Raw genomic sequence first — 26,973 nt, forward strand, 5'->3', positions numbered from 1 at the left:
ACTACCATCATGAATTACAACGATTTTTACAATAAAAGCATCCAATATCCAGAAGAATTCTGGGCTGAACAAGCCAATACGATCAAATGGTACACAAAACCTGAAGTGATTTTATCACAAGATGAAAACGGTTATCCACTATGGTACAAGGATGGTGAATTAAATATGTGCTATTTGGCTTTAGACAAGCATGTAGAAGATGGATTTGGTGACCAAGTAGCCATTATTTATGACTCGCCAGTAACACAAACGGTCAAAAAATACACTTTCGCTCAAGTAAAAACCGAAGTAGCAAAACTCGCTGGCGGCATGCAATCCTTAAGTTTAAAACAAGGAGATACCGCTATTATTTATATGCCAATGATTCCCCAAGCTGCATTTGCGATGCTCGCTTGCGCTAGAATTGGGGTAACACATTCGGTTGTTTTTGGTGGTTTTGCTCCGCATGAATTAGCCATTCGAATCGATGATTGTAAACCCCGATTAATTATAACAGCCTCATCTGGAATCGAAATTGATCGCTTAATTACTTACAAACCATTGGTCGATGAAGCCATAGCACTCGCCTCCCACCGACCAAAAAAAGTAATTGTTTTCAATCGAAAATTAGGAGCAAGAGTACCTTTTAAAAAGTACGATGTTGATTATGATGCTTTGGTATACGGATCCGAAGAAGCCGCTTGCGTTCCCGTAAATACGCTGCATCCATTGTATATTTTATACACCTCAGGCACCACCGGAAAACCAAAAGGAGTTGTGAGAGATACAGGAGGATATGCGGTTGCTTTGCGTTTTTCTATGCAACACATATACAATGTAAAAGAAGACGATGTTTTTTGGGCAGCCTCAGATGTGGGCTGGGTTGTAGGGCATAGCTTTATCGTTTACGGTCCGCTACTCAATAGAAACGCCACTGTAATATTTGAAGGAAAACCGATAAAAACACCTGATGCAAGCACCTTCTGGCGTATTATAGACGAGCACAAAGTAAATGCCATGTTCACGGCACCTACTGCCATTCGAGCTATAAAAAAAGAAGATCCCGACGGTGATTTTATAAAACAATACGATCTAAGTTCATTAAAAACGCAGTTTTTAGCGGGAGAACGTTGTGATTTAGCCACCCTAGAATGGTATTCCCAACACATAAAAGCACCTGCAATTGACCACTGGTGGCAAACCGAATCAGGCTGGCCCATGATCGCCAATATGATGGGAGTAGAAGCATTAGCAGTGAAACCGGGCTCCGTAGGAAAAGCGGTTTGCGGATACAATATTAAGATTTTTAGCGAAGAAGGAAGTGAAGTAGCCGCAAATGAGCAAGGATATGTAGTCATTGAACTGCCATTGCCACCCGGAACCTTACTTGATTTATGGAATGACAATCCGAGATTTCAAGCAGGATATTTAGCCCAATTCCCCGGTTATTATTTCTCTGGAGATGGAGGTTATAAGGACGAAGACGACTATATTTTTATCACAGGTAGAGTCGATGATGTGATAAATGTAGCCGGACATCGACTGTCGACTTCGGAGATGGAAGAGATTGTTTCGTCACACCAATCGGTTGCTGAATGTGCCGTAATTGGTATCAACGACGCTTTAAAAGGACAAATACCTCTGGCCCTTGTCGTTATAAAACTGAATGATGAGATCGAAAACTATCAACTAGAACAAGAAGTCATAAAACTAGTCCGGCAACAAATTGGTGCAGTAGCTTCACTGCGCAATGTGGTCATTGTAGAACGGCTACCAAAAACCCGATCAGGAAAAATTCTACGAAAATTAATGCGTAGTATTGCAGACGGTGATGCATTCCAAATCCCATCTACCATTGACGATGAAGCGATCGTTGCCGAAATTGAGACGGTCTTATCAAAACATGAAATTGGAACTTATAACAAACAACACTAACTATATTAAATATTACAAACATGAGTCGTTACAAGATAAACAACCTAGAAGAATACTTTAAAGAATATAAAAAATCAGTTCGTGAGCCTAAAAAATTCTGGGACAAAATCGCATCCGAAAACTTCACTTGGTACCAAGAATGGAGCAAAGTGGTTGATTTTAATATGGCTGACGCCGAAATAAAATGGTTTGAAGATGCCAAAGTAAACATTACAAAAAACTGTATTGACAGACATCTTGCCAAAAAAGGAGATAAAACCGCTATTATCTTTGAACCAAATGACCCAACCGAAGAAGCGCAGCATATATCCTATACCGAATTGCACCAGCGCGTTTCAAAAATGGCCAATGTTTTGCGTGATCAAGGCATTCAAAAAGGAGATCGTGTGTGTATCTACTTGCCCATGATTCCGGAACTTGCTATTACTACTTTGGCGTGCGCTAGAATTGGAGCGATCCACTCGGTTGTTTTTGCAGGATTCTCGGCTTCGGCAGTGGCTACAAGAATAAATGATAGTGAATGTAAAATGGTCATCACCTCGGATGGTGGTTATCGTGGTAATAAAACCATTGACTTAAAAGGAATCGTAGACGAAGCTTTGACAAACACTCCATGTGTCGAAAAAGTTTTAGTAGTTAAAAGAACGAATACTGCAATCCAAATGAAAGACGGTCGTGACCAATGGTTGCAACCGCTTTTAGACCAAGCATCAGACAATAATACGGCCGAAATCATGGACGCCGAAGATCCGTTGTTTATCTTATACACCTCTGGTTCTACCGGAAAACCAAAAGGAATGGTGCATACTACCGCAGGGTATATGGTGTACACAGCCTATACTTTTAAAAACGTATTCAACTACGAGGATAATGACATCTTCTGGTGTACTGCTGATATTGGGTGGATCACAGGACATTCTTATATTCTTTACGGCCCGTTATTAAATGGTGCGACTACCGTAATTTTCGAAGGAGTTCCTTCTTATCCTGACTTTAGTCGTTTTTGGGAAATTATAGAAAAACATCAAGTAAATCAATTCTATACCGCTCCTACAGCCATTCGTGCTTTAGCCAAAGAAAGCTTAGATTATGTACAACGCTTCCCTTTAAAATCGCTAAAAGTAATAGGATCAGTAGGAGAACCGATCAACGAAGAAGCATGGCACTGGTACAATGACCACGTGGGTGACAAAAGGTGTCCTGTTGTTGATACTTGGTGGCAAACAGAAACTGGCGGAATTATGATTTCTCCAATTCCATTTGTAACACCTACAAAACCTACTTATGCTACATTGCCATTACCCGGAATTCAGCCTGTTTTAATGGATGAAAAACGAAATGAAATAGAAGACAATCAAGTGGTAGGATCGTTATGTATTAAATTTCCTTGGCCTGGAATCGCCAGAACCATTTGGGGCGATCATCAAAGGTATAAAGAGACTTATTTCTCGGCCTTTCCAGGCAAATATTTCACTGGTGACGGCGCTTTGCGTGACGAAGTAGGCTATTACAGAATCACAGGTCGTGTGGATGATGTAGTTATTGTATCTGGACACAATCTAGGAACAGCACCTATTGAAGACGCGATTAATGAGCATCCAGCCGTAGCCGAATCAGCAATTGTTGGATTCCCACATGATGTAAAAGGAAATGCATTATATGGTTACGTAATCCTGAAAGAAACAGGTGAATCACGTGATAGAGAAAACTTAATGCGCGAAATCAACCAACAAATTTCTAACCAAATAGGCCCAATTGCCAAACTAGATAAAATTCAGTTTGTTTCAGGCTTGCCCAAAACACGTTCTGGAAAAATCATGCGACGCATACTTCGTAAAATAGCCGAAGGGGACTTTTCTAACTTTGGAGATACCTCAACGTTATTAAACCCTGAAATTGTAGAAGAAATAAAAAACGGGAAACTTTAAAATTTCTTTTTATCGAATGCAAAAGCGGCCTTAGTCTTAATTGACTGAGGCCGCTTTTTTCTTTAAACAAAAGTAGGAAAGCTGTTTGTTAAGAACAGCCTTACTACCCAACCCAATTAACTTATTTTTTTATGAATTTAATTACCTGTACTTGATTGTCTGCATTGTAAGCTTTTACTACATATACACCTTGAGTCAAATCATTCACTTCATATTGAAACGAAGCATTTCCATTGGTTTTAAAACGTTTCATTACCTGTCCGTTGATCGAGAATACTTCCACTCTATTAATCTGGCTACTTAGTGTGAAATAGTGGTCCACTGGATTTGGATACAAATAAACTGCATTCTCTTTATTTTCGAAATTTGCAATGGCTAGCGCAGCTACTTTATTACCATAGATTCTAAATTCGCCTGCTGGTATACTTATCGTTGCATTCACATCTGAAACTGTAATTGCACTATTGTCCATCAAATTGTACCAAGTTCCCGTGTAAGGAAAACCAGTAGCTACGTTTTGAGTCGACAAATCAAAATTAGCCAATACCAATACATCCTTCAATTGGGCCGAAGTCAAAGCAGCGTTAGTAATTTTAATATTTGGCGTAAGCGTAGTTCCTCCAGCCATAGTTACGGTTCCTACAAAAACAGGTTCATTCAATTTTAAAGCAATCATTTTTGACCAATCGGTATAAATTTTATTTCGATTCGTGTTGCCTAACCAATTGTTTGCCCACTGTGGTTGTGGTTTTGTATCTAGCTTGCAATCACCCGCAGTTGCATCTGTAGCAGTGTTTACGCTCCCGTCGTTGCATGCAAAAATTGAAGAATCCCAACCAAGCTCGCCAAAATGCCAAATCATCTTTGGCCCGGGTACCAATAAAGTCACCGCTCCTAAAGCCGACATTCTAGCTAATGCTGTCGCTGGAGTTTTTACATTATACCCATTCAAATTAGCACCAAATTGTATGTTTTTATACATCAATCGTTCTTCGTCATGGCTTTCGGCATAACCCATCAAACGGTTTTTAGTAAATCCATGTACGCTGCTATTCATTCGAGAAATATCATTGCTAGAATTGTACCCCATAGTCAATTGATTGTAGGGATCAGTCATTTTTCCCCACATCATTACTCCCTTACTGATGGTTTCATTGATACGGTAATTAGCCCATTCTTTTTCCTCAGTATCCGTTCCTAAATGTTCAAAAATAACATAGTGCGTAGGATCTAAACTCCAAGAATAATCGGCATAATCTTTTAAAATTGCTACACGATCTGCTTGATAAGCATTCGTACAACTTTCATCACTAGCAGTACAATTTTGCGTAAAGCCTTTGGTTAAATCCCAACGAAAACCGTCAATTTTATATTCGTCTATCCAATGTTTCACCACACGCTTAACATAATTTTTTGTCAAAGTGGAACTGTGATTAAAATCTTCACCTACACTATAACTGTGTTTTGCAACGGTATTAAAATATGGATTTTCGGTCGAAGGAGAGCCCCAACCATCACCATCAGGATCATTCATCCACATTCGAACCATAGGATTTCGACCAAAAGCATGATTTAAAGCCACATCCAGAATTACTGCTATTCCGTTTTGATGGCATAGATCTACTAATTCCTTAAACTTAGTTGAAGGGCCATAAAATTTATCCAGTGCCATGTGAAAAGAAGTGTTGTAGCCCCAACTTTCGTTTCCTTCAAACTCCATCACTGGTAACAATTCGATCGCATTTATTTTTAGATTCTTAAAATAATCCATTCGATCAATAATACTTTGATAACTTCTTGCTGCATCAAAATCACGAACCAATAGTTCATATACCACTAGTTTTTCTTTTTCTGGTTTTACAAAATTTGTAGTCGCAGTACTCCATGCATAAGGAGTCTGGCCTGTTTGTAAAACTGTAACTTCGCGTTCCTGCCCTACAGGATAAACTGGCCTATTAGGGTAAGACGCAGCTGGAATACCAGGGTCATCAAAAGGAGATAAAACCAAGGTCGCATAGGGATCGGCAGTTTTCACTAAGGTAGGTGTTCCTACGATTGGAGTAGCATCAGCCACCCAATACTGATAGGTATAATTTGTACCTGAAACCAGTCCCGTCAATTCTAACCAAAATTTTCCAGATGTTGGATCTTTTTGCATCGAATACGCCGATGTAGGTTGCCAATTATTAAAACTTCCTGCTATGTAAACAAAATCTTTCAATGGAGCATCTAGCACCAAGGTTGCCTTTGTAGCATCTGTACTATTATAATTAATTCCGTCTACTATTCCTGAAGGCATCGCTACCGCAGGCGTATTGGGATTGACAATCACCGAAAACTTCTTGTTTACCACTGTAGTTCCTTGTGTTACTTCTAAAACATAGTTCTGATTTGCTGTAATAGCATTATGGCTGAAGGTATAATTTGAAGTACTTGCGTTCGTATGAATAGTTGAACCATTTGCTTTCAAAACATAGCTAGCGTTTCCTCCAGTATTGGTCGCACTAATAGTAAAATTACTGCCTGATGCTAGAATAGAAGCACTGTTTTCAGTAGGATTAGTCAGGCTTACTTGAAACACACCAACCTCGGCTAAAATATCTTGTGATTTCTTGTCGCCAGTACCATCCTTAGCCTTGATTAAAAAACCAATTCGGCCGATGTTAGTTGTATTGTAATAAGCTGTGGGCGTAATTGTTTTTGTATAGGTATCCGTTGCTACATTATAGGTAAACTTGCTCGCTTCATCAGATGCCGTCCAAGAACCATTGAGCGGTGTCCCTTTTTGGGTGGTATCGTCGCTATCAAAAGCCCAAGCCCACATGTACAAAGCATTGCCAGTAACGCCCCAGCTCGCTTCATTGATACTACTCCCATTGATTGTAATGGTAATAGCGGTCGTTTCTTCAAATACTGCAGGGCTTATAGCGTAACTTACTGTTTGCTGTTGTGCAAAAACAGGCACTGCTAACAGTAGAAATAAGAGTACTATTTTTTTCATGGTTTTTTGGTTTTAATAAAAAAGGCTACCAATTGATAGCCTTTTTAATAGTTAAGAACATTTTATTGTTTCACCATTGAGTATTTGTATGCTCTAGGGTTACTTAAATCTAAAGTGATTAAATAGCTCCCCGCAGTTGTACTAATATTTGTTCCACCTGCTTCAAGAGTTCCATCTGCTCCAGTATCACCAAAGTTATAGTCCCAATTGTTATTTGCTCTAAATTTCATTCCGTTATCAGGAGCAGCTTGATTTGTTAAGGTTGCTACAACTGTCCATGTTTTAGTGTCTTTATTATAAGTCATTGGTGTATCGGTAGTCCAACCACCTGGAGTTCCGTTACCTACAATTCCCCAGCTTAGCTTAGTGGCTTTGTACGTAAGTTTCTCTGTATCTACTTCCATTTTATAGTATCCAGCAGCAGGAATCTTAAGATTAGCTCCTGATAATGCTAATGTTCCAGCTGTTGCACCAGCAGCATATTCACCTGGCTGAGACCATGCTGGAAAACTTGTGAATTTATACTCTGCATTTGCATCGTTGAAATAGATATACCCTTCAAAATCTACTTTTCCATAACCCGAAGCGGCTAATTTTGGAGAACTAGCAGGATCCCAATTTTTTGGGTAACCCGCAGCTTCTGCGTATCCACCTGGCACCCATAACTTAGGACTTTCGGTAGTATATGGCGTAACAACAATACTTACTACATTAGAAAACAGACTTGCAGTTCCTACAGTAGCTTTAATTCTAACTTCCATTTCAGCAGGAGAAAAAGGCACCGCTTTAAGCGTTAAAGCAGCTCCATTCATTGACTCTACAGTAACTGAAACTTGATTTTCGGATGGTAAAGCACTTCCAATTATTTGAGGTGTTTTGAATGCATTTCCTTTTGTGTCCATTTGCACTACATAATTCACTTGAACATCACCACCAAAATTAGCCGATTTCCAAGTAAATCGTTCCACTTGTGATGCAGCATTTGCAGGAGTCAGAACGTAAGCTGCACCCGAAGTTGGGGCTGTTAAAACTGGTGCATCTACACCTTCGATAACGGGTCTATCTTGAACATCTTCGACGCTACATGATAAAGTAAGAACTGCAAATAATGCAATTATTGATCTAGTTATATTTTTCATTTTATATCGTTTTTATAGTATTAGTATCCAGGGTTTTGTTGTAATTTTTGATTTGAAGCCAATGCGTATGCCGGAATAGGAAACACATCTCTATACGATTGAGTAGGTGATCCACCAGCAGCGCCTCCTTTAAAAGGCCATAAATAAGCACCTCCTGTGAATTTACCAAAACGAACCAAATCGGTTCTTCTGTGCCCTTCCCAATGCAACTCTCTGGCTCTTTCATCCAAAATAAAATCTAAAGTAAGGTCTCCTTGACTTACCGTTGTTGCTTTGGCTCTTGTGCGTAAAGCATTAACATAAGTCACAGCATTTCCTAAAGTAGCTCCTCCAGCCGCTCTTACAGCACACTCAGCGTACATTAGGTAAGCATCTCCAAGACGGAAAATTGGGAAATCAGCATCGGAGAAATTCCCTGCTTTATCTGAACCCTGTAATCCGTTAACATCAACATTTCTAAATTTTTGAATCGCATACCCATCAGTAAACAAACTAATATCTTTAATTTCTTTAGTTTGCCCATCAGTGTAAAATTGCCCACGACTGTCTGTTGTATTAGCCCCAAATTTGTCTACGAATGCAGCAGTAGTTCGAATACCAGCCCAACCGCCATTAATTCCAAAATCAGCAGCTTTCATGCTTCCTCCTACGGGAGCATGTGTTAAGAACGTTGTTCCACCGTAGGTTTGAGTATGTATACCATCAAAACCTATTGTGAAAATAAATTCATTTTGAGCCCCATTTTTATTATTATCAGCTAAAAACAACTGATTGTAATTAGTATGTAACTTATAAGAAGTTGCTAGTACTTTATTAATTAAAGGAACAGCCTCAGCATAATGGTCTGTACCTATGTATACTTTAGCGTTCATATACAATTTAGCTTGTAACATCCAAGCAGCAGCTTGATCGACACGATACGCTTCATTCGATTTTGGTGCTTTTAGTACGGGAGCAATTGCAGTTAACTCATCATCAATGAACTTATATATTTCAGCTCTACTTGCGTATTCTGGGTAGTAAAATGTAGTAGGTGACTCTTCGGTAGCCAATGAACCACCTCCAAAAGTATCAATCAAGTGCCAGTAAGTTATTGCTCTTAAAAAACGAGCTTCGGCTCTATAGGTAGCGATCTCCCCTTTTAAAGTTGCATCTACACCTCTTGCTGCCAACTTCTCATCTGTAGTTTGACGCAAAAATTCGTTACAGTTTACAATTTGGAAAGAGAAACGAGCAAAAGTGGCGCTAATAAAGTTGTCCGAAGAAGTCCAAGATTGTGCGTGAAAATCCTTAATTGTACCATCATTCCATCCTATAACTGCTTCATCAGTAGTTAATTCTTGCATCATCCAGTACCCTCTAATGTATTGACTTGTACCTTCATCAATTCCTGAAATATCTGGTTTTCCTGCTGGACCTTGTTGACCCGAAGTTGCAAAACCCGCATATAGTTTAGCTAGATTTTGCTTGTATGATTCTGGTGTGCTGTAAAATGTTTCTCCAGCAACCGAATCTCCATTATCTGGAGATTGGTTCAAATCATTTGTACATGATGGAAACGCAAGCACCAACAATAACAATGAAATACCCAATATTTGTTTATGTATATTTTTCATGTTTCTTATTATTTGTATTAGAAATTAACGTTTAAACCCAATGTAAAAGTGATCGGTCTAGGATATAAATTTTTATCAATACCTCCAGAAATCTCTGGGTCTAATCCCTGATATTTAGTAATCACCAATACGTTTTGAGCAGACAATGTTAATTTTACTAATGAGGTCGCATTTTCTTTTTGATTAAATGTATATCCTACATTTACATTGTCTAACCTAATAAACGAAGCATTTTGAACGTAATAATCGGAGTGTAATTGGAAATCTGTTGATTTAGTAAAACCACTTTCTAGAAGATTGGCAACACCATTACTTAAGTCTGTGTTTCTTGTTAAAACAGTATTGTAAACACCTTTATTTGAATCCACATTATTGTAGTTGTAATTACCCCAGCTACCTCTCCAGTTCATTCCCATATCCCAATTCTTATAACTTACACTGGTATTAAAAGCATAAAACACATCTGAAGCTGGTTTATGAAAACGGTATTTGTCTTTTTCATTTACTACACCATCTTTGTTTCTATCAATAAACACCCCTTCAAGCGGTTTTCCGTCTGTACCATAAGCTTGTTCGTATACAAAAAAGGAACTTGGTGAATAACCTACTTGGTGATTTTGAATCGTATTTCCGGTTCCTCCATCAATTCCTCCGGTATCAATTCCAGGAGTATTGGCTTGAGTTGTGGTTAGTTTGGTGATTTTCGAATCTTGAAAAGTCACGTTTCCACCAATAGTCCATTGAAAATTATCATTTCTAACAGGAATTACTTCCGCAGACAATTCAATTCCTTTATTGTCAATTGTTCCCACATTGTAATTGTCTTGATTAGAGAACCCAAAGAAAGATGGATTGTAGGTGTACAATAATAAATCTTTTGTGATTCTTTGATAAGCATCAACACTACCAGTAACTCGATTATTGAATAATCCAAAATCAATACCTGCATTTACAGTAGTTGTTTGTTCCCATTTCAAGTTGCTATTGTACGCCTCTGGTCTGTATGTAGTATAAAAAGTATCTCCTATTTGATATTGCGCGGAGCTATTTGAAGCTAAATACAATGGAAGTGATGGATACGAATTACCAATATTTTGCTGTCCTGTGATCCCCCATCCTCCTCTTAGCTTAAGGCTTGAGATACTTTCAACATCTTTTAAGAAACGCTCTTCGTTTAATTTCCAAGCCACAGCAACTGCTGGAAAGTTTGACCATCTAAACTCTTCAGTAAAACGTGATGTACCATCTCTTCTATAAGAAAGAGTTAGTAAATACTTATCGGCTATTGTAATATTTGTTCTAGCAAAAAAGGACTGTAAGTTCACGCGAGTTGGTGTAAATAGATCTGCAACAGTGGTATTATTTTGAAAGTTATAAGACGACTTATTTTTAGACTCTTTAAAATCTTGATAAGTATAACCGCCTGTTACATCAAATTGTGTAGCTATTGCATCTACCTTTGCATTGTAATTCAAGTACAAGTCCATCAATTTATTATCACGAGACTCTACATTTCTATAGGTGTTATTAAATCCTGAACCTGACAAACCATTGCGATAATCAGCTGCAGTATCACCGTATCCCGCTCCAGTCATTTGGTCATAACCAAAATTAGCTACTGCTTTTAACGCTGGTAAAAAGTGTAATTTATAATCCAATTGGATGTTTCCAATACTTCTATAAAAACTTCCGTAGTTATTTTGTTGTTCTATTTGAGCAACTGGATTAACACCTGCTAATTGATTGATCTCCGTAGGAGAACTTAACCATTGGAAATAAGTACCATCGGCATTTCTAACAGACTGTGTAGGATCAAAGCTAACAGCTCCGCCAATAGCACCATTGTTACTATAATTACTTTTGATGACCGAAGTGTTATTATTCAATTCGATTTTTAAGTGCTTATCAAAGAAATTCCCTGTTACATTAGCGCCAAGCGACGTTCTTTGCAAATTATCTCTTTTTAAAATTCCACTCAAATTAGCATAACCTACAGAAGCTCTATATACAACATTATCAGTACCACCGCTCAAAGCGATATTATGATCTGTTCCTATTGCTGTTCTATAAATTTCCTTTTGCCAATCGGTATTTGCTGTTCCTACAAGTGCTTGTTGGGTTGCATTACCATTTGCTGCAACAAATGCTTTGAATTGTGTACTTGATAAAGCATCCACTTTTTTAGTGATCTCAGACACTGTCAAATTTCCGTTGTAGGTTACTTGCAACTCTCCTGACTTTCCTTTTTTGGTTGTAATAATAATCACACCATTAGAAGCACGCGAACCATAAATAGCTGTAGCCGATGCATCTTTTAACACTGAAATAGATTCAATATTATTTTGATTTATAGTAGCCAATGGGTTTCTACCACCTTCTACTCCACCACTAGCAACTGGAACACCATCAATAACATACAATGGATCGTTATTAGCCGATAATGAAGAACCGCTTCTAATTCTAATTACTGGATCAACACCTGGAGAACCTCCACCATTGATGATTTGTAAACCTGCTACTTTTCCTTGAATCATTTGATCGGCAGAGGTAACGGGTCCTTTATTAAAATCTTTTGTAGATAAAACGGTAACTGCTCCAGTAGCATCTTTTTTCTTAACGGTACCATAACCTACTTGAATGACAACTTCTTTCAGTTGGTTTTGATCTTCTTCAAGTGAAACTGTTACTGATTTTTGTGCAACATAACTAACAACTGAGTTCTTATATCCAATAAAAGAAAAAACGATTTTATCGCCTTTTTTTACATTTGATAATTGAAACTTCCCGTCGAAATCTGTTGATACGCCATTGACAGCGCCTTGTACATTTACATTAACCCCAGGAATAGGTTGGCCTGATATTTTATCAAGAACCGACCCATTTACCGTGTTCTGAGCCAGAACACTAAAAGGCAGTAAGAGTACTAAAAATAACAACTTTTTGTAAATTGTTTTCATACTTTTTGTTTAAATTAATTTGTTTTTATTGGGCTTTTATTTTACTTCGAGCGCTAAAATTATGGAAATTTTAACATGCTCGACAAAGTCCGTTTCAGAATAGGTTACGAAAACGTGATAGTGTTGAAAAGTTTCTACTTTATTTAATTATATTAGGTTTAAATTGCAATAAATTAAACCAAAACAGATATTTATTACGAATACCTAATTATTCCCCTATTGATACATGAAAAGAAAAGTCACACTTAAACAAATTGCCAAAGAATTAGATGTCTCTATTTCGACGGTTTCTAAATCGCTTAGAAACAGTTTAGAAATAGGTGAAGAGACTCGGCTAAAAGTGCAAGCTTTTGCAAAATTTTACAATTACAAGCCCAACAATATTGCTCTTAGCTTAAAAAACAAAAAGACAAAAACAATAGGAATCATCATCCCCGAAATTGTACATCACTTCTTCTCGACTGTTATAAACGGAATTGAACAAGTGGCTAACGAATTTGGATACAGTGTAATCATCTGCCTCTCTGATGATTCATTCGAAAAAGAAGTCCGAAACATGGAAATGCTTGCCAACGGTAGTATTGATGGCTTCATTATGTCTTTGTCTAAAGAAACCCAATTAAAAGGCGACTTCCATCATATTACCGAAGTCATCAATCAAGGAATGCCCGTCATAATGTTTGACCGAGTGACTAACGAAATTCTATGTGACAAAGTAATTATAGATGACAAATATGCGGCTTATGAAGCCGTTCAAAGCTTAATTGACAAAGGCAAGAAAAAAATTGCACTCGTGACTACGGTGGATTATGTAAGTGTTGGTAAACTAAGAACTGATGGATACACCAAAGCACTACTAGACAATAACATTCCATTTGATGACAATCTAATTATAAAGATCGAAAACATTGACACCTGCGAAATCATCATTGGAAAACTACTGGAAGACAAAGCCATCGATGCGGTATTTGCCGTCAACGAACTCTTTGCCGTAACCTGCATTAAAACCGCAAATAAGATCGGACTAACAGTTCCTCAAGATTTTGCTGTAATTGCTTTTACAGACGGAATTATTTCCAAATATTCGACACCAACTATCACAACAGTCAGTCAAAATGGATTAAAAATGGGAAATAAAGCAGCAAAAATGCTTATTGATCGCCTTGAACTAGAAGAAACAGAGGAAGAAAACTACACAACGGAGGTAATTGAAACCTATCTGATAGAAAGAGAATCCACAAATTAAGAACTTTACGCTATACAATTCATTACTACAACCTTGTAGTAAAAATATTTACCAAAAAATGACTGTTAAAAATAAAAGCATGGAAAAAAATTTTATTTTTACATCCACCTCAAAGCTTTTACTTTTACTTCGAAAATAAGAACAAGTTTTGATAAGCATCGCGCTTATCGTATCATTTTAAAACTACGATAATGGAAAAGCGTAAATTACGTTTTTGGGAAATTTGGAACATGAGTTTTGGATTTCTAGGAATACAATTTGGATTTGCCTTACAAGGCGGCTTTATGTCTCGAATTTTTCAAACCCTAGGTGCCGATGTCGACAGCATTCCTGGTTTATGGATTGCTGCACCTCTTACAGGGCTATTAGTACAACCCATAATTGGTTATTTATCTGATAATACTTGGAGTACCCGTTTTGGCCGAAGAAAACCTTATTTTTTAATAGGAGCTGTTTTAGCATCCATTACTTTGTTCATCATGCCGCATTCACCAGTTTTATGGGTAGCCGCGGGATTATTATGGATATTAGACTCTACAATCAATATTAGTATGGAGCCTTTTCGAGCGCTTGTTGCTGATAAATTACCCGAAGAACAACGCTCGAATGGTTTTGTGATTCAAACTTTAATTATTGGGATTGGAACTTGGATCGCCAGTAATTTGCCCTGGTTAGTTAATAAACTTGGCGTGACTAATGAAGCTGCGGCAGGTATCATTCCACCATCTGTTGTAGTCGCTTTTAGCATTGGGGCGTTCGTTTTTATCCTAAGTATTTTATACACTGTCCTTACCACAAAAGAAGATCCGCCTACTGACCTTGAAAAATTTAAACGAGAAAAAAGCGAATCTAATTTTATAAAAGATTTTAAAGAAAGCCTATCAACCATGCCTTCAACAATGAAAAAACTGGGTTTGATTCAGTTTTTCAGTTGGTTTGCCTTTTTTACCATGTGGAGTTTAGCCACACCGGCATTAACACAACACACTTTTAATGCGCCCTCTCCTATTGCAGCAGAATACAACATGGCCGATCTTGCTCAAAAAGCAGTCTATGACGCAGCAAATTTAAAATACCAAGACGCGGCAAATCTAGTTGGGTCAGCCATGGGAGTATACGGACTTTCGTCAATGGCGTTTGCCTTAATTTTGACTTTCTATACCGCTAAGAATACCATAAACCGCAAATACATTCACATGTTTTCATTACTTCTAGGAGGTTTAGGGTTCATCTATATGTATTATGCAACGCCAGATACTTTAATCTATTCCTTTGTATTGATCGGTTTTTCTTGGGGAAGTATTTTATCCATGCCTTATGCCATGTTATCCAGTTCTGTTAATCCCGACAAAATGGGAATGATGATGGGTTTATTCAATATGTTTATTGTTATTCCACAAATTATTGCGGCTCTAGGCGGCATCAATTTTTTATACAAACTTATCGGTACAGATCACATCAATGCGATGTTGCTGGCCGGAATCTCCTTGATACTTGCAGCGATCTCTAATTTTTTAATTACAGATAAAAATGCCATTTCAGGTTAAAAATAATTATTATGACAACAAAAAAAGCATTCATATTCGACCTTGACGGTGTTATTGTCGATACGGCGAAGTACCACTTTCTAGCTTGGCAAAAAATTGCACAAGAATTAAATATTAATTTCACATTAGAAGATAACGAACTTTTAAAAGGCGTAAGCCGTGTGCGTTCTCTCGATATTATATTAGAATTAGGTAAAGTGGAAGCCTCTCAAGAAGACAAAAACAGATGGTTGATTCAAAAAAATGAAGAATACCTGACCTATCTTGTTGATATGGATCAAAGCGAAATCTTAGCCGGTGTACTGCCTGTTTTACAGTTTTTAAAAGATAAAAAACAACCTATAGCTTTAGGTTCGGCTAGCAAAAACGCTAGGCCTATTTTAGAAAAAACGGGGATTATCCATTATTTCGACGCCATTGTAGACGGAAACGACGTGACTAATGCCAAGCCAGATCCCGAAGTTTTTTTAATCGCTGCACAAGCACTAGGAATCAAACCCGAAGACGCTATTGTTTTTGAAGATTCGGTTGCAGGAGTGCAAGCGGCTAATATTGCTAAAATGATCAGCATTGGTATTGGCGAAGAAAAAACACTGCATGAAGCCAAATATATTTTCGAAGATTTCACTCATATCGAATTGGCTTTCATCGAAAAACTGATCAATAAATAAAAAATGGACTCTATTGAAAAGTTACTTTTCAGTATCTAATTAAAATTAAAAAAAATGAATCAAGATTATATAAAACCAGACAATTGGTCCATCATTGAAAAAGGATTTGATGCCGAAAGTGTAAAATCATCCGAAAGCCTTTTCAGTATAGGAAATGGCGCTATGGGTCAACGTGCTAATTTTGAAGAAAATTACACGGGAGCTACTTTTCAAGGAAGCTATATTGCTGGAATTTATTATCCCGACAAAACCAAAGTGGGTTGGTGGAAAAACGGGTATCCCGAATATTTTGCCAAAGTATTAAATGCTCCCAACTGGATTGGAATTGAAATCGAAATCAACGGCGAGAACTTAGACTTAAACAGTTGTACTGCTGTTCGTGATTTTCGTCGTGAACTAAATATGAAAGAAGGATGGTACCACCGCTCCTTTGAAGCCACACTTAAAAACGGCACCGAAATCGCGGTAAACATCCGCCGTTTCCTTGCTATGAATTTAGACGAAGCAGGTGTCATCCATTATGAAATCACCCCTTTAAACAAAGATGCCAAAATTGTTTACAAACCCTACCTTGACGCAGGCGTGACCAATGAAGATGCCAACTGGGACGAAAAATTCTGGGAGCCCCTTGACGTAAAACATCATGGAAACGAAGCTTTTGTGACAGCACAAACCTTCAAAACGCATTTTAAAGTGACTACTTTTATGCAAAACAGCATCTTAGAAAACGGTCGCAATCTTAACATTTCGCCAAGTAACTTTGAAACTACGGTAGACAAAATTCAAAGTAGTTATGCGGTTATTGTTGCTCAAGGCAAAAAATCAGCAATCCAGAAAATAGGTGGATATACCGTTTCCTTAAACCACGACAATACTTATACAGCTGCCGAAAAAGTAATCCAACAAGCAATAGCAATAGGTTACGACCAATTGTTACAAGATCAAATTGATGCTTGGGCCAAAATTTGGGAGATGTCAGATATTACCATTGATGGCGATGTCAAAGCGCAGCAAGGTATTCGTTTTAACATTTTTCAATTGAACCAAACCTATTCTGGTAAAGACAACCGTTTAAATATAGGACCAAAAGGATTTACTGGAGAAAAATACGGTGGTTCAACATATTGGGATACGGAAGCGTATTGCATTCCGTTTTACATGGCGACTAAGGATCAGCAAGTAGCCCGTAATTTATTGACTTACCGATACAACCAACTGGATAAAGCGATTGAGAACGCACAAAAAAATCTTGGATTTAAAGACGGTGCTGCTTTATACCCAATGGTGACTATGAATGGTGAAGAATGCCACAACGAATGGGAAATTACACATGAAGAAATTCATAGAAATGGAGCCATTGCTTTTGCCATTTTCAACTACCACCGTTTCACCGGTGATTACTCGTACATTCCCGAAAAAGGACTAGAAGTATTAATAGGTATTGCTCGTTTTTGGCATCAAAGAGCTAATTTCTCTAAAGACAAAAATCAATATGTTATTCTAGGTGTTACTGGCCCTAATGAATATGAAAACAACATCAACAATAATTTCTATACTAATTATATTGCTAAATGGTGTATCGATTATGCAACTGAGCAACTAGTAAAAGTTTCTTTAGAGTACCCATCAGATCACAAACGCATTATCGAAAAAGTAAAACTATCAGATGCTGAATTGCAAGAATGGAAAAAAGTAGCTGGTAATATGTACTTCCCAAAATCGGAGGAATTAGGGATTTACTTGCAGCAAGATTGCTTTTTGGACAAAGATCTAGTTCCTGTAAAAGACCTAGACAAAGCACAACGTCCTATTAATCAAAAATGGTCTTGGGACCGGGTATTGCGCTCTCCGTATATCAAACAAGCCGATGTATTGCAATGTTTCTACTTCTTTGAAGAGCACTTTTCGAAAGAAGAATTGAAACGTAATTTTGAGTTCTACGAATCATTTACTGTTCATGAAAGTTCGCTTTCGCCTTGCGTGCATTCGATACAAGCGGCTGCACTTGACAAAATGGATATGGCCTACGCCTTTTATTTACGAACTTCAAGATTAGATCTTGATGACTACAATAAAGAAGTCGAAGAAGGTTGCCATATTACATCAATGGCCGGAACATGGATGAGTATCGTTGAAGGTTTTGGTGGAATGCGTGTAAAAGATAATACGCTACATTTTGCTCCAAAAATCCCAAAAGAATGGGAAGGATATTCATTTAAAATAAATTTTAGAAATCAAATTCTAAAAGTAGCCATCAATCACAATCAAACTACTTTTTCAGTAGATGGTACCAAGGAATTAAAGATAATGGTAAATGGCGAAGCAGTTGTTGTTTCTCCTGCACTATAATACATAATTCTAAAGAAATTTAGACCATTATACCTCCTATTAAAACTATAAAACAATCCCAATTCTGTTGGGATTGTTGCTTTAAACAAATCAGTATTTTTCTTTTTCTTTTTTTCTATTCGAATAATATAAAAGCATTACTACCTAATATATCCTTAATTATGAATAAATTTGGTTTTACCCGCACACAAAACGATGCCTTTTTAAAAAAAATAATCTTATTCCTTTTTTTTATGTCGCTAAACGTAACTGCTCAAATCGATAAAATCGAACCTCCATTTTGGTATGCAGGCATGCACAATCCCGACTTACAAATCATGTTCTACGGAAAAGATATTGCTAAATACCAAGTTACGGTTTCGAATGAAACCAAAATTATCAATGTAAAACGCACCGAGAATCCCAATTATATTTTTGTTACGATTGATACTAGAAAAACTGCCGCTACGGATGTCTTTTTTAGCTTTTCGACAAATAACAAACTGCAGTTTACACAAAAGTATTCGATAAAAAAAAGAAGAGAACAATCTGCTCAACGCAAAAGTTTTGACGCTTCGGATATGATGTATTTAGTCATGCCAGACCGTTTTGCAAATGGCGATAAAAACAACGACAGCAACAACGCGACTGTTGAAAAATTCAATCGCGAACTACCCGGCGGAAGACATGGCGGTGACATTCAAGGAATAATCAACAATCTAGATTACATTGCATCTCTGGGAGCAACTGCCATCTGGAGTACACCGCTTTGCGAAGACAATGACGCAGCCTACTCCTATCATACCTATGCCCAATCGGACGTGTATAAAATTGATCCTCGCTACGGAACTAATGAAGATTATGTGCGTCTATCCAGTGAAATGCATAAAAAAAATCTGAAATTGATCATGGATTATGTGACAAATCATTGGGGAATTGAACATTGGATGATGAAAGATCTACCTACTAAAGATTGGATTCATCAATTTGACAACTTTACTCAAACCAATCACAAAAGATCAACGATTTCTGATATCAATGCTTCAAAAATTGACACCCAAATATGTTTAGACGGCTGGTTTGTAGCATCTATGCCCGACTTGAATCAATCCAATACATTAGTGCTCAATTACCTCAAGCAAAATGCTATTTGGTGGATTGAATATGCAAATCTAGATGGTTTTAGAGTAGACACTTACAACTATTCTGACCCAAAAGGAATTGCAGATTGGACCAAAGCCATCACCGATGAATACCCTAATTTTAATATTGTAGGCGAAATCTGGATGCACAGTCAAGCACAAATGGCTTATTGGCAAAAGGACAGTAAAATTGGAGCCATCCAAAACTACAATTCGCATTTACCTACCGTCATGGATTTCACTTTGCTTGATGCAATTGCAACTGTTTTTAATGAAGATGATGGTTCTTGGGACAAAGGAATGGTGAAAGCCTACGATAATTTTTCGAATGATTTTCTATACCCAAATCCCAACAACCTGCTCGTCTTTGCCGAAAATCATGACACCAATCGTATCAACGAGGTCTACAACAGTGATTTTGACAAATACAAAATGACAATGGCACTACTTGCAACCGTAAGAGGAATTCCACAATTGTATTATGGCAGCGAAATAGGTATGCGAGGCGACAAAAATAAAGGTGATGCCGATATTCGTCAAGATTTTCCAGGCGGATGGGAAGGCGATCAGAACAATGCATTTACTCCAGAAGGACGAACAGAAGGACAAAACCAGTACTTTGATTTTACCGCCCAATTATTCAATTGGAGAAAAACCAATGAAGCGGTCCATTTTGGAAAAATGACCCATTATATACCCGAAAACAATGTTTATGTTTATTTTAGATATACCCAAAACAAAACCGTTATGGTACTCATCAACAACAATAAAGAAGCACAAAATATGAAGACCAATCGTTTTCAAGAAAATATCAAAAACTACAAATCAGGAAAAGATATCTTGACAAACAATGATTACGATCTATCGAATGAAATTGCGGTTGCGTCAAAATCAGTTTTGATATTAGAACTGCAATAGATTCAAATTACTATTAATTTTCTATTCGAAAAAAATATGAAAAAAATCACATCAATAATTGTACTCCTCGCAATTTCGTTTTTCACGAGTTGCAGTGGTACAAAAACCACAATTACCGCACCAAGAGCGACCGAAACTCCCTTTATCTGGGAAGCTGCCTCGGTTTATTTTTTAATGACGGACCGATTTAATAATGGAGACAAAACCAATGATTTAAACTTTGACCGAACCAAAACTGCTGGAAAACTGCGCGGCTTTGAAGGCGGAGATATCAAAGGAATTACAGCCAAAATTGACGAAGGTTATTTTGACAAACTAGGAATTAATGCCATTTGGCTTACGCCAATAGTAGAACAAATTCACGATGCTGTCGATGAAGGAACGGGATTGAGTTATGGTTTTCACGGTTACTGGGCACGTGATTGGACGGCATTAGATCCTAATTTTGGTACTAAAGCAGACTTGGTAACTTTAGTCCAAAAAGCACACGCACACGGAATTCGTATCGTGTTAGATGGCGTAATCAACCACACAGGACCTGTTACCACCATAGATTCTGTCTGGCCAAATGACTGGGTTCGCACAGGACCACAATGTGATTACAAGTCTTTCCAAACCACAACAGCATGTACCCTAGTAAAGAATTTACCCGATATTAAAACGGACAGCAATCAAGAAGTACAACTTCCACCTTTTTTAATTGAAAAATGGAAAACCGAAGGACGTTATGAAAAAGAAATAGCTTCCTTAGATGCATTTTTCAAACGAACTGGATATCCAAGAACACCCAAGAACTACATCATAAAATGGTTGACGGATTACATCGAAAACTACGGAATTGACGGCTACCGCGCAGACACCGTGAAACACACCGAAGAAAACGTTTGGGCCGATTTTAAAACACAATGCGACTATGCCTTTGCTAATTGGAAAAAAAATAATCCAACTCAAGTTCTAGACAACAATCCCTTTTACACCATTGCCGAGGTCTATAATTACAACATCAGCGCCGGTAAAAGCTTTGATTTTGGAGACAAAAAAGTAAACTACTATGACAATGGTTTTAACAACATGATCAACTTCGAATTCAAATGGGATGCCAAAAAAGACTATGAATTTATCTTTTCTAAATACGCTACAATCTTAAATGGCGAATTAAAAGGATCTAGCGTTTTAAACTATTTATCGTCACATGATGATGGAAATCCGTTTGATGCGGCAAGAACTAAAAACAAAGAAACTGCAACCAAATTACTGCTTTCTCCCGGTCTTGCACAAGTATATTATGGCGACGAATCCGCTCGTTCTCTAATTATTGAAGGGACCGAAGGCGATGCAACATTGCGTTCTTTGATGAATTGGGACGCTATAAAATCAAATCCGGACACACAAAAATCACTTTTACATTGGCAAAAACTAGGACAGTTTAGAAAAAATCATCCTGCCATTGGCGCTGGGATTCATCAAGAGATTTCGGCACAACCCTATACTTTTTCACGAACATTTTCTAAAGACAATTATACAGACCAAGTGGTTGTAGGTCTGGATTTACCCATTGGTAAAAAGGAACTTTCTGTTGGTACTATTTTCGAAAATGGTACTCTTTTAAAAGACGCTTATTCTGGAAAAGTAACTATCGTGACAAATGGTAAAATATCCATAGACACCAACTTTGACATCGTTTTATTAGAAAAAAATAAACCAAATATGAAGCAGTAATTTACTAAATATCGGTCCATATTTAAAATCGAGAAAGCACAAATCAAACCTGGTTTGTGCTTTTTTATTTTAGCTACCTTTGTTAAAAATTATTTCTATGTTTAAAATTGGCCATCGTGGCGCAAAAGGGCATGAACCGGAAAATACTATCATTGGATTCCAAAAAGCAATTGACCTTCATGTTGACCGAATCGAACTGGATGTTCATCTGAGTTCGGACAATGAATTGATGGTTATTCATGACGAAACCATAGATAGAACTACGGACGGTCAAGGATTAGTCACTTCCTTTTCATTACCTGAATTGAAGCGTTTTAAAATTGAGAAAATTCATAATATCCCAACCTTAACCGAGGTTCTTAACTTGATTGATCAAAAATGTGACATCAATATCGAACTTAAAAGCTTTGAATCGGCTGATTATGTTGTGACTTTAATTGAAAAATACGTGAACGAAAAAAACTGGAAATACGATCGATTTGTCGTTTCAAGTTTTGATTGGAATGTCTTGCAACAAGTCGCTTTTTTAAACGCCGATATCCCGATTGGTGTTTTGACAGAAACCGATTTAGATCTAGCATTGGCTTTCGCCAAATTTATACGTGCCAAGTCAATTCATCCCTATTTTCATTTGTTAACCAAAGAAAATACAGCACAATTACAGCAAAAAGGATTTCAAGTGTTCCCTTGGACCATCAATGAAATCGAAGACATAAAAAGAATAAAAACATATCAAGTAGACGGAATCATATCTGACTTTCCCGATCGATTATAAATTTTGCTTTAAGCAAAAACAACAAAAACATGAATCAAGATTTTGATATAATAATAGTAGGTGGTGGCGCAGCAGGATTTTTTACAGCCATAAACATCGTCGAGAAAAACCCAAAATTAAAAGTAGCCATACTAGAACGTGGTGCCGAAGTATTGCAAAAAGTACGCATTTCAGGCGGTGGACGTTGCAATGTAACACACGCTTGCTTTGAACCCAATGAACTCGTGAAATTTTACCCACGAGGCGAGAAAGAATTGCGAGGTCCTTTTCATCAATTTTGTTCTGGCGACACTATCGAATGGTTTGAAAAACATGGAGTAGAACTAAAAATTGAGGATGATGGTAGAATGTTCCCTGTTTCTAATTCGTCACAAACGATCATTGATTGTTTTTTACAAGCCACTCAAAAACTGGGTATCAAAGTATTGACAGGACAAAGCGTACAATCTATTTTTAAGAAAGAAAACATTTGGAAAATAGAAACACAAACCGAAAATTATGTAGCCGAAAAATTAATTTTGGCAACGGGAAGCAATCCTAAAATTTGGGAAATGCTGCAAACTTACGGTCACGCGATTGTCAATCCAGTTCCTTCCTTATTCACGTTCAACATCAAAGATCCTAGAATTAAAGAATTACCCGGCGTTGCCGCACTTGCCACCGTAAAGGTAAAAGACACAAAACTAGAATCCACAGGACCTTTATTAATTACCCATTGGGGAGTGAGTGGTCCAGCGGTATTGAAATTATCGGCTTGGGGCGCACGAATATTACATGATAAAAATTATCAATTTACTATTTATGTCAATTGGTTAAATGATGTAGACGCAACCGATACCGAGAAGAAACTAAAAGAACTCAAGCAAGAGCATGCAAAAAAAGCCGTTTCTAAAAAATCACCTTTTGAATTCCCCAACCGTTTGTGGGAAAGTTTAGTACTTGCCTCAGGAATTGATACTGAAACTAAATGGGCAGATCTATCCAAAACTCAATTACAAAACCTAGCCAATCAATTGACAAGTGGAAGTTTTCAAGTCAATGGAAAAAGCACTTTTAAAGAAGAATTTGTTACTGCTGGCGGAATTGATTTAAAAGAAATCAATTTTAAAACCATGGAAAGCAAATTACACCAAAACCTTTATTTTGCTGGCGAAATTGTAAATATTGACGCGATAACTGGGGGATTTAATTTCCAGAATGCTTGGACGAGCGGGTTTATATTAGCAAATGGAATTGTTTCACATTAAAATAAAATCCACTCTAGCGCTTTAATAAAAAAAAGATGTGACTTTTATAAACTACTTGTGTCTTAATGTATATAAAAGCAAATTAAGTGGAAAAATACAACGATTTATCTGATGAAGACTTAGTTTCAAAAATTAGTGAGACGAAAGACACTGTTCTTTTCGGGGTTTTGTACGATCGTTTTGAACACTTAGTTTACAACAAATGTTTTGGGTTTGTCAATAATGAGGCTGAAGCCAAAGATTTAACTCAAGATATTTTCCTTCACGCCTTTATAAAAATCAGCACTTTTAAAGGAAAATCCCGATTTTCAACTTGGCTGTATTCTGTTACCTATAATTTTTGCGTTAACTATCTCAACCGCGACAAAGAACGTAAAATCAGCAATCATTCGAAAGACATTGACGAGGAGTACAATTTATCCGTCGAAGTAAACGACTATAGTTTGTATCAAATGAAAGTGGATCGACTCGAAAAGGCATTACTCAAAATTCCTCCCGAAGACCGGATGGTTTTACAAATGAAATACCAAGATGATGTTTCAATAAAAGAACTCCAAGAAGTACTAGAAATATCCGAAAGCGCCGTAAAAATGCGCCGTTCGAGAGCCAAATCAAAAATTGCCGAAGCATACAACAACTTAGAAATTTAGCCATGGAAAACAATAATCCATTTAAAAAAATCGGACTACCACCGCAAGAAGTACCTGCCGATTTGAAAAAAAAGGTATTAGATGATGTCAACACAGCTAAGTTCCTGATGGAAGTAACCAGCTTATTTTCGTCAAATTACTTAACTGTATTAGAGAATTTATTTAAAACCAAGCAAAAAACCGATTCTAACAACCAAAAACACTAAATATGGACCTATTAAACCAATTGAAAGCAGATACTTTCGACACCTTGAACGCTTTATTTTTTAAAATAGGTGAAGGCATAATGAGCTTTTTATATGCCGTAATCATTTTATTTTTTGGCTGGATGATTACTAAATTAATTCTTTTTGTATTAGCCAAAACATTACAAGTCTCAAAAATAGATGCATTGGCTGATAAAGTAAACGAATCAGATTTGTTTGGTAAATCAGACTTTAAAATAAATATCTCTGCCATTATTTTAGGATTTGTAAAATGGATTCTTGCCTTAGTGTTCTTGATCATCGCTGCTGACATCATGCAATGGAAAATCATCTCGGTAGAAATAAGTAACTTACTTCGCTACTTACCACGTTTATTTAGCGCAATTGTTTTGTTCATGATTGGTTTATACATTGCTAATTTCTTAAGAAAAACAATCTATGGCTTGTTTACAACTCTAGAAATGAGTGGTGCTAAAGTTATCAGTAGCATCGTTTTTTATGGACTAATGATCATGATCACCATTACCTCCTTAAACCAAGCAAATATTGACACGAGCATCATTACTAATAATATTACAATCCTTTTTGGAGCATTGTTGTTCACTTTCACTTTGGCTTTTGGATTAGGTTCAAAGTCAATTATACAAAACTTATTGTTTACCTTTTATTCGAGAAAAAACTATACAATAGGCGATACTATTAAGTACAAAAACACAGAAGGAGCTGTTATTGCAATCGACAACATTAGTTTGACAATCAAAACTCCAAACGGAAAACTAATCATTCCGATCAAGGACATCATCGAAACTGAAATTGAAATTCTTGAATAATAGAGCTTCAAAACGGCATAAAAGCAAAACGGCAATCTCAATGAGATTGCCGTTTTGCATTAAACATAATTGTCTGTTATTTTCGAATGATAAAAGTAGCATCAACACGTCTTGAATCCGCTTCGGTTGCATCATAATCAACACCATGAAACTGTGATAAAATGCGACTTGGATGAATTCCTTTTGCAATCAAATAGCGTTTTACACTTTCGGTTCGTAGAAAAGACAAGTTTTGATTGTAAGCCGCACTTCCCTTTTTACTTGCAAAACCTTTCAAGAACACATCAATACTTCCTGCCTCCAGCATAGCATCGATCACTTGGTCTAGCGCAGCCGTTTGATCTTGATTAATTTCTTTCGAATTATTATCAAAAAACACCTTCTTAATATACCCTTTGTACTTCGCTTCTAAAACTAAATAGTCCGATGGTTCGTTTTTCACCACAATAGTATCTCTAATTACTTTTACTAAATTAGGCTGAGCCAAAGTAGTCGTTGCTGGAGCTATTGCAACTGGAGCCAAAGCTACTTTGACAACCTCTTTATTTCTAGCAGTCCGTTTTAAAGAGTCTAGTTGTTGTTGTAAACTTACAATCAGTGCCGCATTATCAGTAGATACCGTTTCAGCTTCAGGTTGCGTTGTAGTCGTTTCATTTTTTTCAGTATAATCATAAGGTACGGGACTTTGCTTTCTAGCCGCTTGTTGATTGGATAGTAATAAACTATTCAAATACTTTAACTCTTGTTCCAGTCCATTCATCTTTTTGGACAATGAATCTAGTTTGGTCGCATTCAAATCTGGCTTTTGAGCTACAGTCACCACCTTCTCAGTATTCACATTCTTGGCAGAATAATTTTTAGCTAATAACGCTTGAGTGGTATTGTATTGCAATTGATTTGCCGCACGTTTGTCTTTAATCTTTTGTATTAAACTTATTAAATGATCCTCAGAAATTACAATTTCACTTTCCTGCGAAAAGCAAACAAAGGTTGAAGTAGACAATAATAAGGTTAAAAAATGTTTTTTAAGTTTCATAGCTTTTAATATTTATACAATTAAGACACGAAATGACTAAATAAGTCACATGGAAAAAATAATTTAAAAAAAATGTGACCTATTCGAAAATCGAGTGTCTAAA

At 37.0% G+C, this 26,973-nt stretch carries 18 protein-coding genes; 13 read left to right on the plus strand and 5 right to left on the minus strand.

What is annotated here, in order from left to right; all coding sequences use genetic code 11:
• The first annotated feature begins 9 nt into the window (after positions 1-9).
• Together H8R24_RS03065 and acs are read left to right on the plus strand one after the other, a co-directional pair.
• Entirely contained in the window at positions 10-1,914 is a 1,905-nt protein-coding gene (locus H8R24_RS03065; RefSeq protein WP_187017108.1) for an acetate--CoA ligase, read from the plus strand.
• Positions 1,915-1,934: 20 nt separating this feature from the next.
• Positions 1,935-3,842, plus strand: coding sequence for an acetate--CoA ligase (gene acs, locus H8R24_RS03070; protein ID WP_187017109.1), 1,908 nt, complete (start codon positions 1,935-1,937; stop codon positions 3,840-3,842).
• A gap of 121 nt (positions 3,843-3,963) precedes the next feature.
• On the opposite strand, the gene H8R24_RS03075 is transcribed toward acs, so the two are convergent.
• The 4 genes from H8R24_RS03075 to H8R24_RS03090 form a co-directional block, all read right to left on the minus strand.
• Positions 3,964-6,843, minus strand: a complete 2,880-nt coding sequence (locus H8R24_RS03075) for an alpha-amylase family glycosyl hydrolase (protein WP_187017110.1) — start codon at positions 6,841-6,843, stop codon at positions 3,964-3,966.
• A gap of 62 nt (positions 6,844-6,905) precedes the next feature.
• On the minus strand, positions 6,906-7,982 hold the full coding sequence (locus tag H8R24_RS03080; RefSeq protein ID WP_187017111.1) for a SusE domain-containing protein: 1,077 nt from the start codon (positions 7,980-7,982) through the stop codon (positions 6,906-6,908).
• A 20-nt stretch (positions 7,983-8,002) separates the two neighbouring features.
• Positions 8,003-9,598, minus strand: coding sequence for a RagB/SusD family nutrient uptake outer membrane protein (locus H8R24_RS03085; RefSeq protein WP_187017112.1), 1,596 nt, complete (start codon positions 9,596-9,598; stop codon positions 8,003-8,005).
• A gap of 17 nt (positions 9,599-9,615) precedes the next feature.
• Entirely contained in the window at positions 9,616-12,555 is a 2,940-nt protein-coding gene (locus H8R24_RS03090) for a SusC/RagA family TonB-linked outer membrane protein (protein WP_187017113.1), read from the minus strand.
• Between the two features lie 226 nt (positions 12,556-12,781).
• Between H8R24_RS03090 and H8R24_RS03095 the strand changes: the two genes are divergently transcribed.
• From H8R24_RS03095 to H8R24_RS03145, 11 genes are all read left to right on the plus strand, one after another.
• Entirely contained in the window at positions 12,782-13,801 is a 1,020-nt protein-coding gene (locus tag H8R24_RS03095) for a LacI family DNA-binding transcriptional regulator (RefSeq protein WP_187017114.1), read from the plus strand.
• A gap of 191 nt (positions 13,802-13,992) precedes the next feature.
• Positions 13,993-15,348 carry an MFS transporter gene (locus tag H8R24_RS03100; RefSeq protein ID WP_187017115.1) on the plus strand — a complete coding sequence of 452 codons (1,356 nt, stop codon included), beginning with the start codon at positions 13,993-13,995 and terminating at the stop codon, positions 15,346-15,348.
• Positions 15,349-15,359: 11 nt separating this feature from the next.
• Positions 15,360-16,019: a beta-phosphoglucomutase gene (gene pgmB / locus H8R24_RS03105; RefSeq protein ID WP_187017116.1), complete on the plus strand. Its 660-nt coding sequence runs from the start codon at positions 15,360-15,362 to the stop codon at positions 16,017-16,019.
• Positions 16,020-16,073: 54 nt separating this feature from the next.
• Positions 16,074-18,368, plus strand: a complete 2,295-nt coding sequence (locus H8R24_RS03110; protein WP_187017117.1) for a glycoside hydrolase family 65 protein — start codon at positions 16,074-16,076, stop codon at positions 18,366-18,368.
• A gap of 161 nt (positions 18,369-18,529) precedes the next feature.
• Positions 18,530-20,407 carry a glycoside hydrolase family 13 protein gene (locus H8R24_RS03115; protein WP_187017118.1) on the plus strand — a complete coding sequence of 626 codons (1,878 nt, stop codon included), beginning with the start codon at positions 18,530-18,532 and terminating at the stop codon, positions 20,405-20,407.
• A 36-nt stretch (positions 20,408-20,443) separates the two neighbouring features.
• Positions 20,444-22,126 (plus strand): alpha-amylase family glycosyl hydrolase, encoded by a 1,683-nt coding sequence (locus tag H8R24_RS03120; protein WP_187017119.1) that lies wholly within the window; start codon positions 20,444-20,446, stop codon positions 22,124-22,126.
• 97 nt (positions 22,127-22,223) lie between these two features.
• Positions 22,224-22,901: a glycerophosphodiester phosphodiesterase gene (locus H8R24_RS03125; RefSeq protein WP_187017120.1), complete on the plus strand. Its 678-nt coding sequence runs from the start codon at positions 22,224-22,226 to the stop codon at positions 22,899-22,901.
• 29 nt (positions 22,902-22,930) lie between these two features.
• Positions 22,931-24,148, plus strand: a complete 1,218-nt coding sequence (locus H8R24_RS03130; protein ID WP_187017121.1) for a BaiN/RdsA family NAD(P)/FAD-dependent oxidoreductase — start codon at positions 22,931-22,933, stop codon at positions 24,146-24,148.
• Positions 24,149-24,234: 86 nt separating this feature from the next.
• Positions 24,235-24,798 carry an RNA polymerase sigma factor gene (locus H8R24_RS03135; protein ID WP_187017122.1) on the plus strand — a complete coding sequence of 188 codons (564 nt, stop codon included), beginning with the start codon at positions 24,235-24,237 and terminating at the stop codon, positions 24,796-24,798.
• A 2-nt stretch (positions 24,799-24,800) separates the two neighbouring features.
• Entirely contained in the window at positions 24,801-25,004 is a 204-nt protein-coding gene (locus H8R24_RS03140; protein WP_187017123.1) for a hypothetical protein, read from the plus strand.
• A gap of 2 nt (positions 25,005-25,006) precedes the next feature.
• The gene (locus H8R24_RS03145) at positions 25,007-25,834 is read left to right on the plus strand and encodes a mechanosensitive ion channel family protein (RefSeq protein ID WP_187017124.1); all 828 of its coding nucleotides are present in this window, start codon (positions 25,007-25,009) and stop codon (positions 25,832-25,834) included.
• A gap of 76 nt (positions 25,835-25,910) precedes the next feature.
• Here H8R24_RS03145 and H8R24_RS03150 read toward each other — a convergent pair whose 3' ends face one another.
• Positions 25,911-26,870, minus strand: a complete 960-nt coding sequence (locus H8R24_RS03150; protein WP_187017125.1) for an OmpA family protein — start codon at positions 26,868-26,870, stop codon at positions 25,911-25,913.
• Between the last annotated feature and the right edge of the window lie 103 nt (positions 26,871-26,973).

Source organism: Flavobacterium muglaense, from assembly GCF_014305155.1.
Classification (GTDB): Bacteria; Bacteroidota; Bacteroidia; order Flavobacteriales; family Flavobacteriaceae; genus Flavobacterium; species Flavobacterium muglaense.

Excerpts from the sequence above, each read along its gene's own strand:
- H8R24_RS03065 (WP_187017108.1), top strand. The coding sequence starts at position 10 with ATGAATTACAACGATTTTTACAATAAAAGCATCCAATATCCAGAAGAA.
- acs (WP_187017109.1), top strand. The coding sequence starts at position 1,935 with ATGAGTCGTTACAAGATAAACAACCTAGAAGAATACTTTAAAGAATAT.
- H8R24_RS03075 (WP_187017110.1), bottom strand. The coding sequence starts at position 6,843 with ATGAAAAAAATAGTACTCTTATTTCTACTGTTAGCAGTGCCTGTTTTT.
- H8R24_RS03080 (WP_187017111.1), bottom strand. The coding sequence starts at position 7,982 with ATGAAAAATATAACTAGATCAATAATTGCATTATTTGCAGTTCTTACT.
- H8R24_RS03085 (WP_187017112.1), bottom strand. The coding sequence starts at position 9,598 with ATGAAAAATATACATAAACAAATATTGGGTATTTCATTGTTATTGTTG.
- H8R24_RS03090 (WP_187017113.1), bottom strand. The coding sequence starts at position 12,555 with ATGAAAACAATTTACAAAAAGTTGTTATTTTTAGTACTCTTACTGCCT.
- H8R24_RS03095 (WP_187017114.1), top strand. The coding sequence starts at position 12,782 with ATGAAAAGAAAAGTCACACTTAAACAAATTGCCAAAGAATTAGATGTC.
- H8R24_RS03100 (WP_187017115.1), top strand. The coding sequence starts at position 13,993 with ATGGAAAAGCGTAAATTACGTTTTTGGGAAATTTGGAACATGAGTTTT.
- pgmB (WP_187017116.1), top strand. The coding sequence starts at position 15,360 with ATGACAACAAAAAAAGCATTCATATTCGACCTTGACGGTGTTATTGTC.
- H8R24_RS03110 (WP_187017117.1), top strand. The coding sequence starts at position 16,074 with ATGAATCAAGATTATATAAAACCAGACAATTGGTCCATCATTGAAAAA.
- H8R24_RS03115 (WP_187017118.1), top strand. The coding sequence starts at position 18,530 with ATGAATAAATTTGGTTTTACCCGCACACAAAACGATGCCTTTTTAAAA.
- H8R24_RS03120 (WP_187017119.1), top strand. The coding sequence starts at position 20,444 with ATGAAAAAAATCACATCAATAATTGTACTCCTCGCAATTTCGTTTTTC.
- H8R24_RS03125 (WP_187017120.1), top strand. The coding sequence starts at position 22,224 with ATGTTTAAAATTGGCCATCGTGGCGCAAAAGGGCATGAACCGGAAAAT.
- H8R24_RS03130 (WP_187017121.1), top strand. The coding sequence starts at position 22,931 with ATGAATCAAGATTTTGATATAATAATAGTAGGTGGTGGCGCAGCAGGA.
- H8R24_RS03140 (WP_187017123.1), top strand. The coding sequence starts at position 24,801 with ATGGAAAACAATAATCCATTTAAAAAAATCGGACTACCACCGCAAGAA.
- H8R24_RS03145 (WP_187017124.1), top strand. The coding sequence starts at position 25,007 with ATGGACCTATTAAACCAATTGAAAGCAGATACTTTCGACACCTTGAAC.
- H8R24_RS03150 (WP_187017125.1), bottom strand. The coding sequence starts at position 26,870 with ATGAAACTTAAAAAACATTTTTTAACCTTATTATTGTCTACTTCAACC.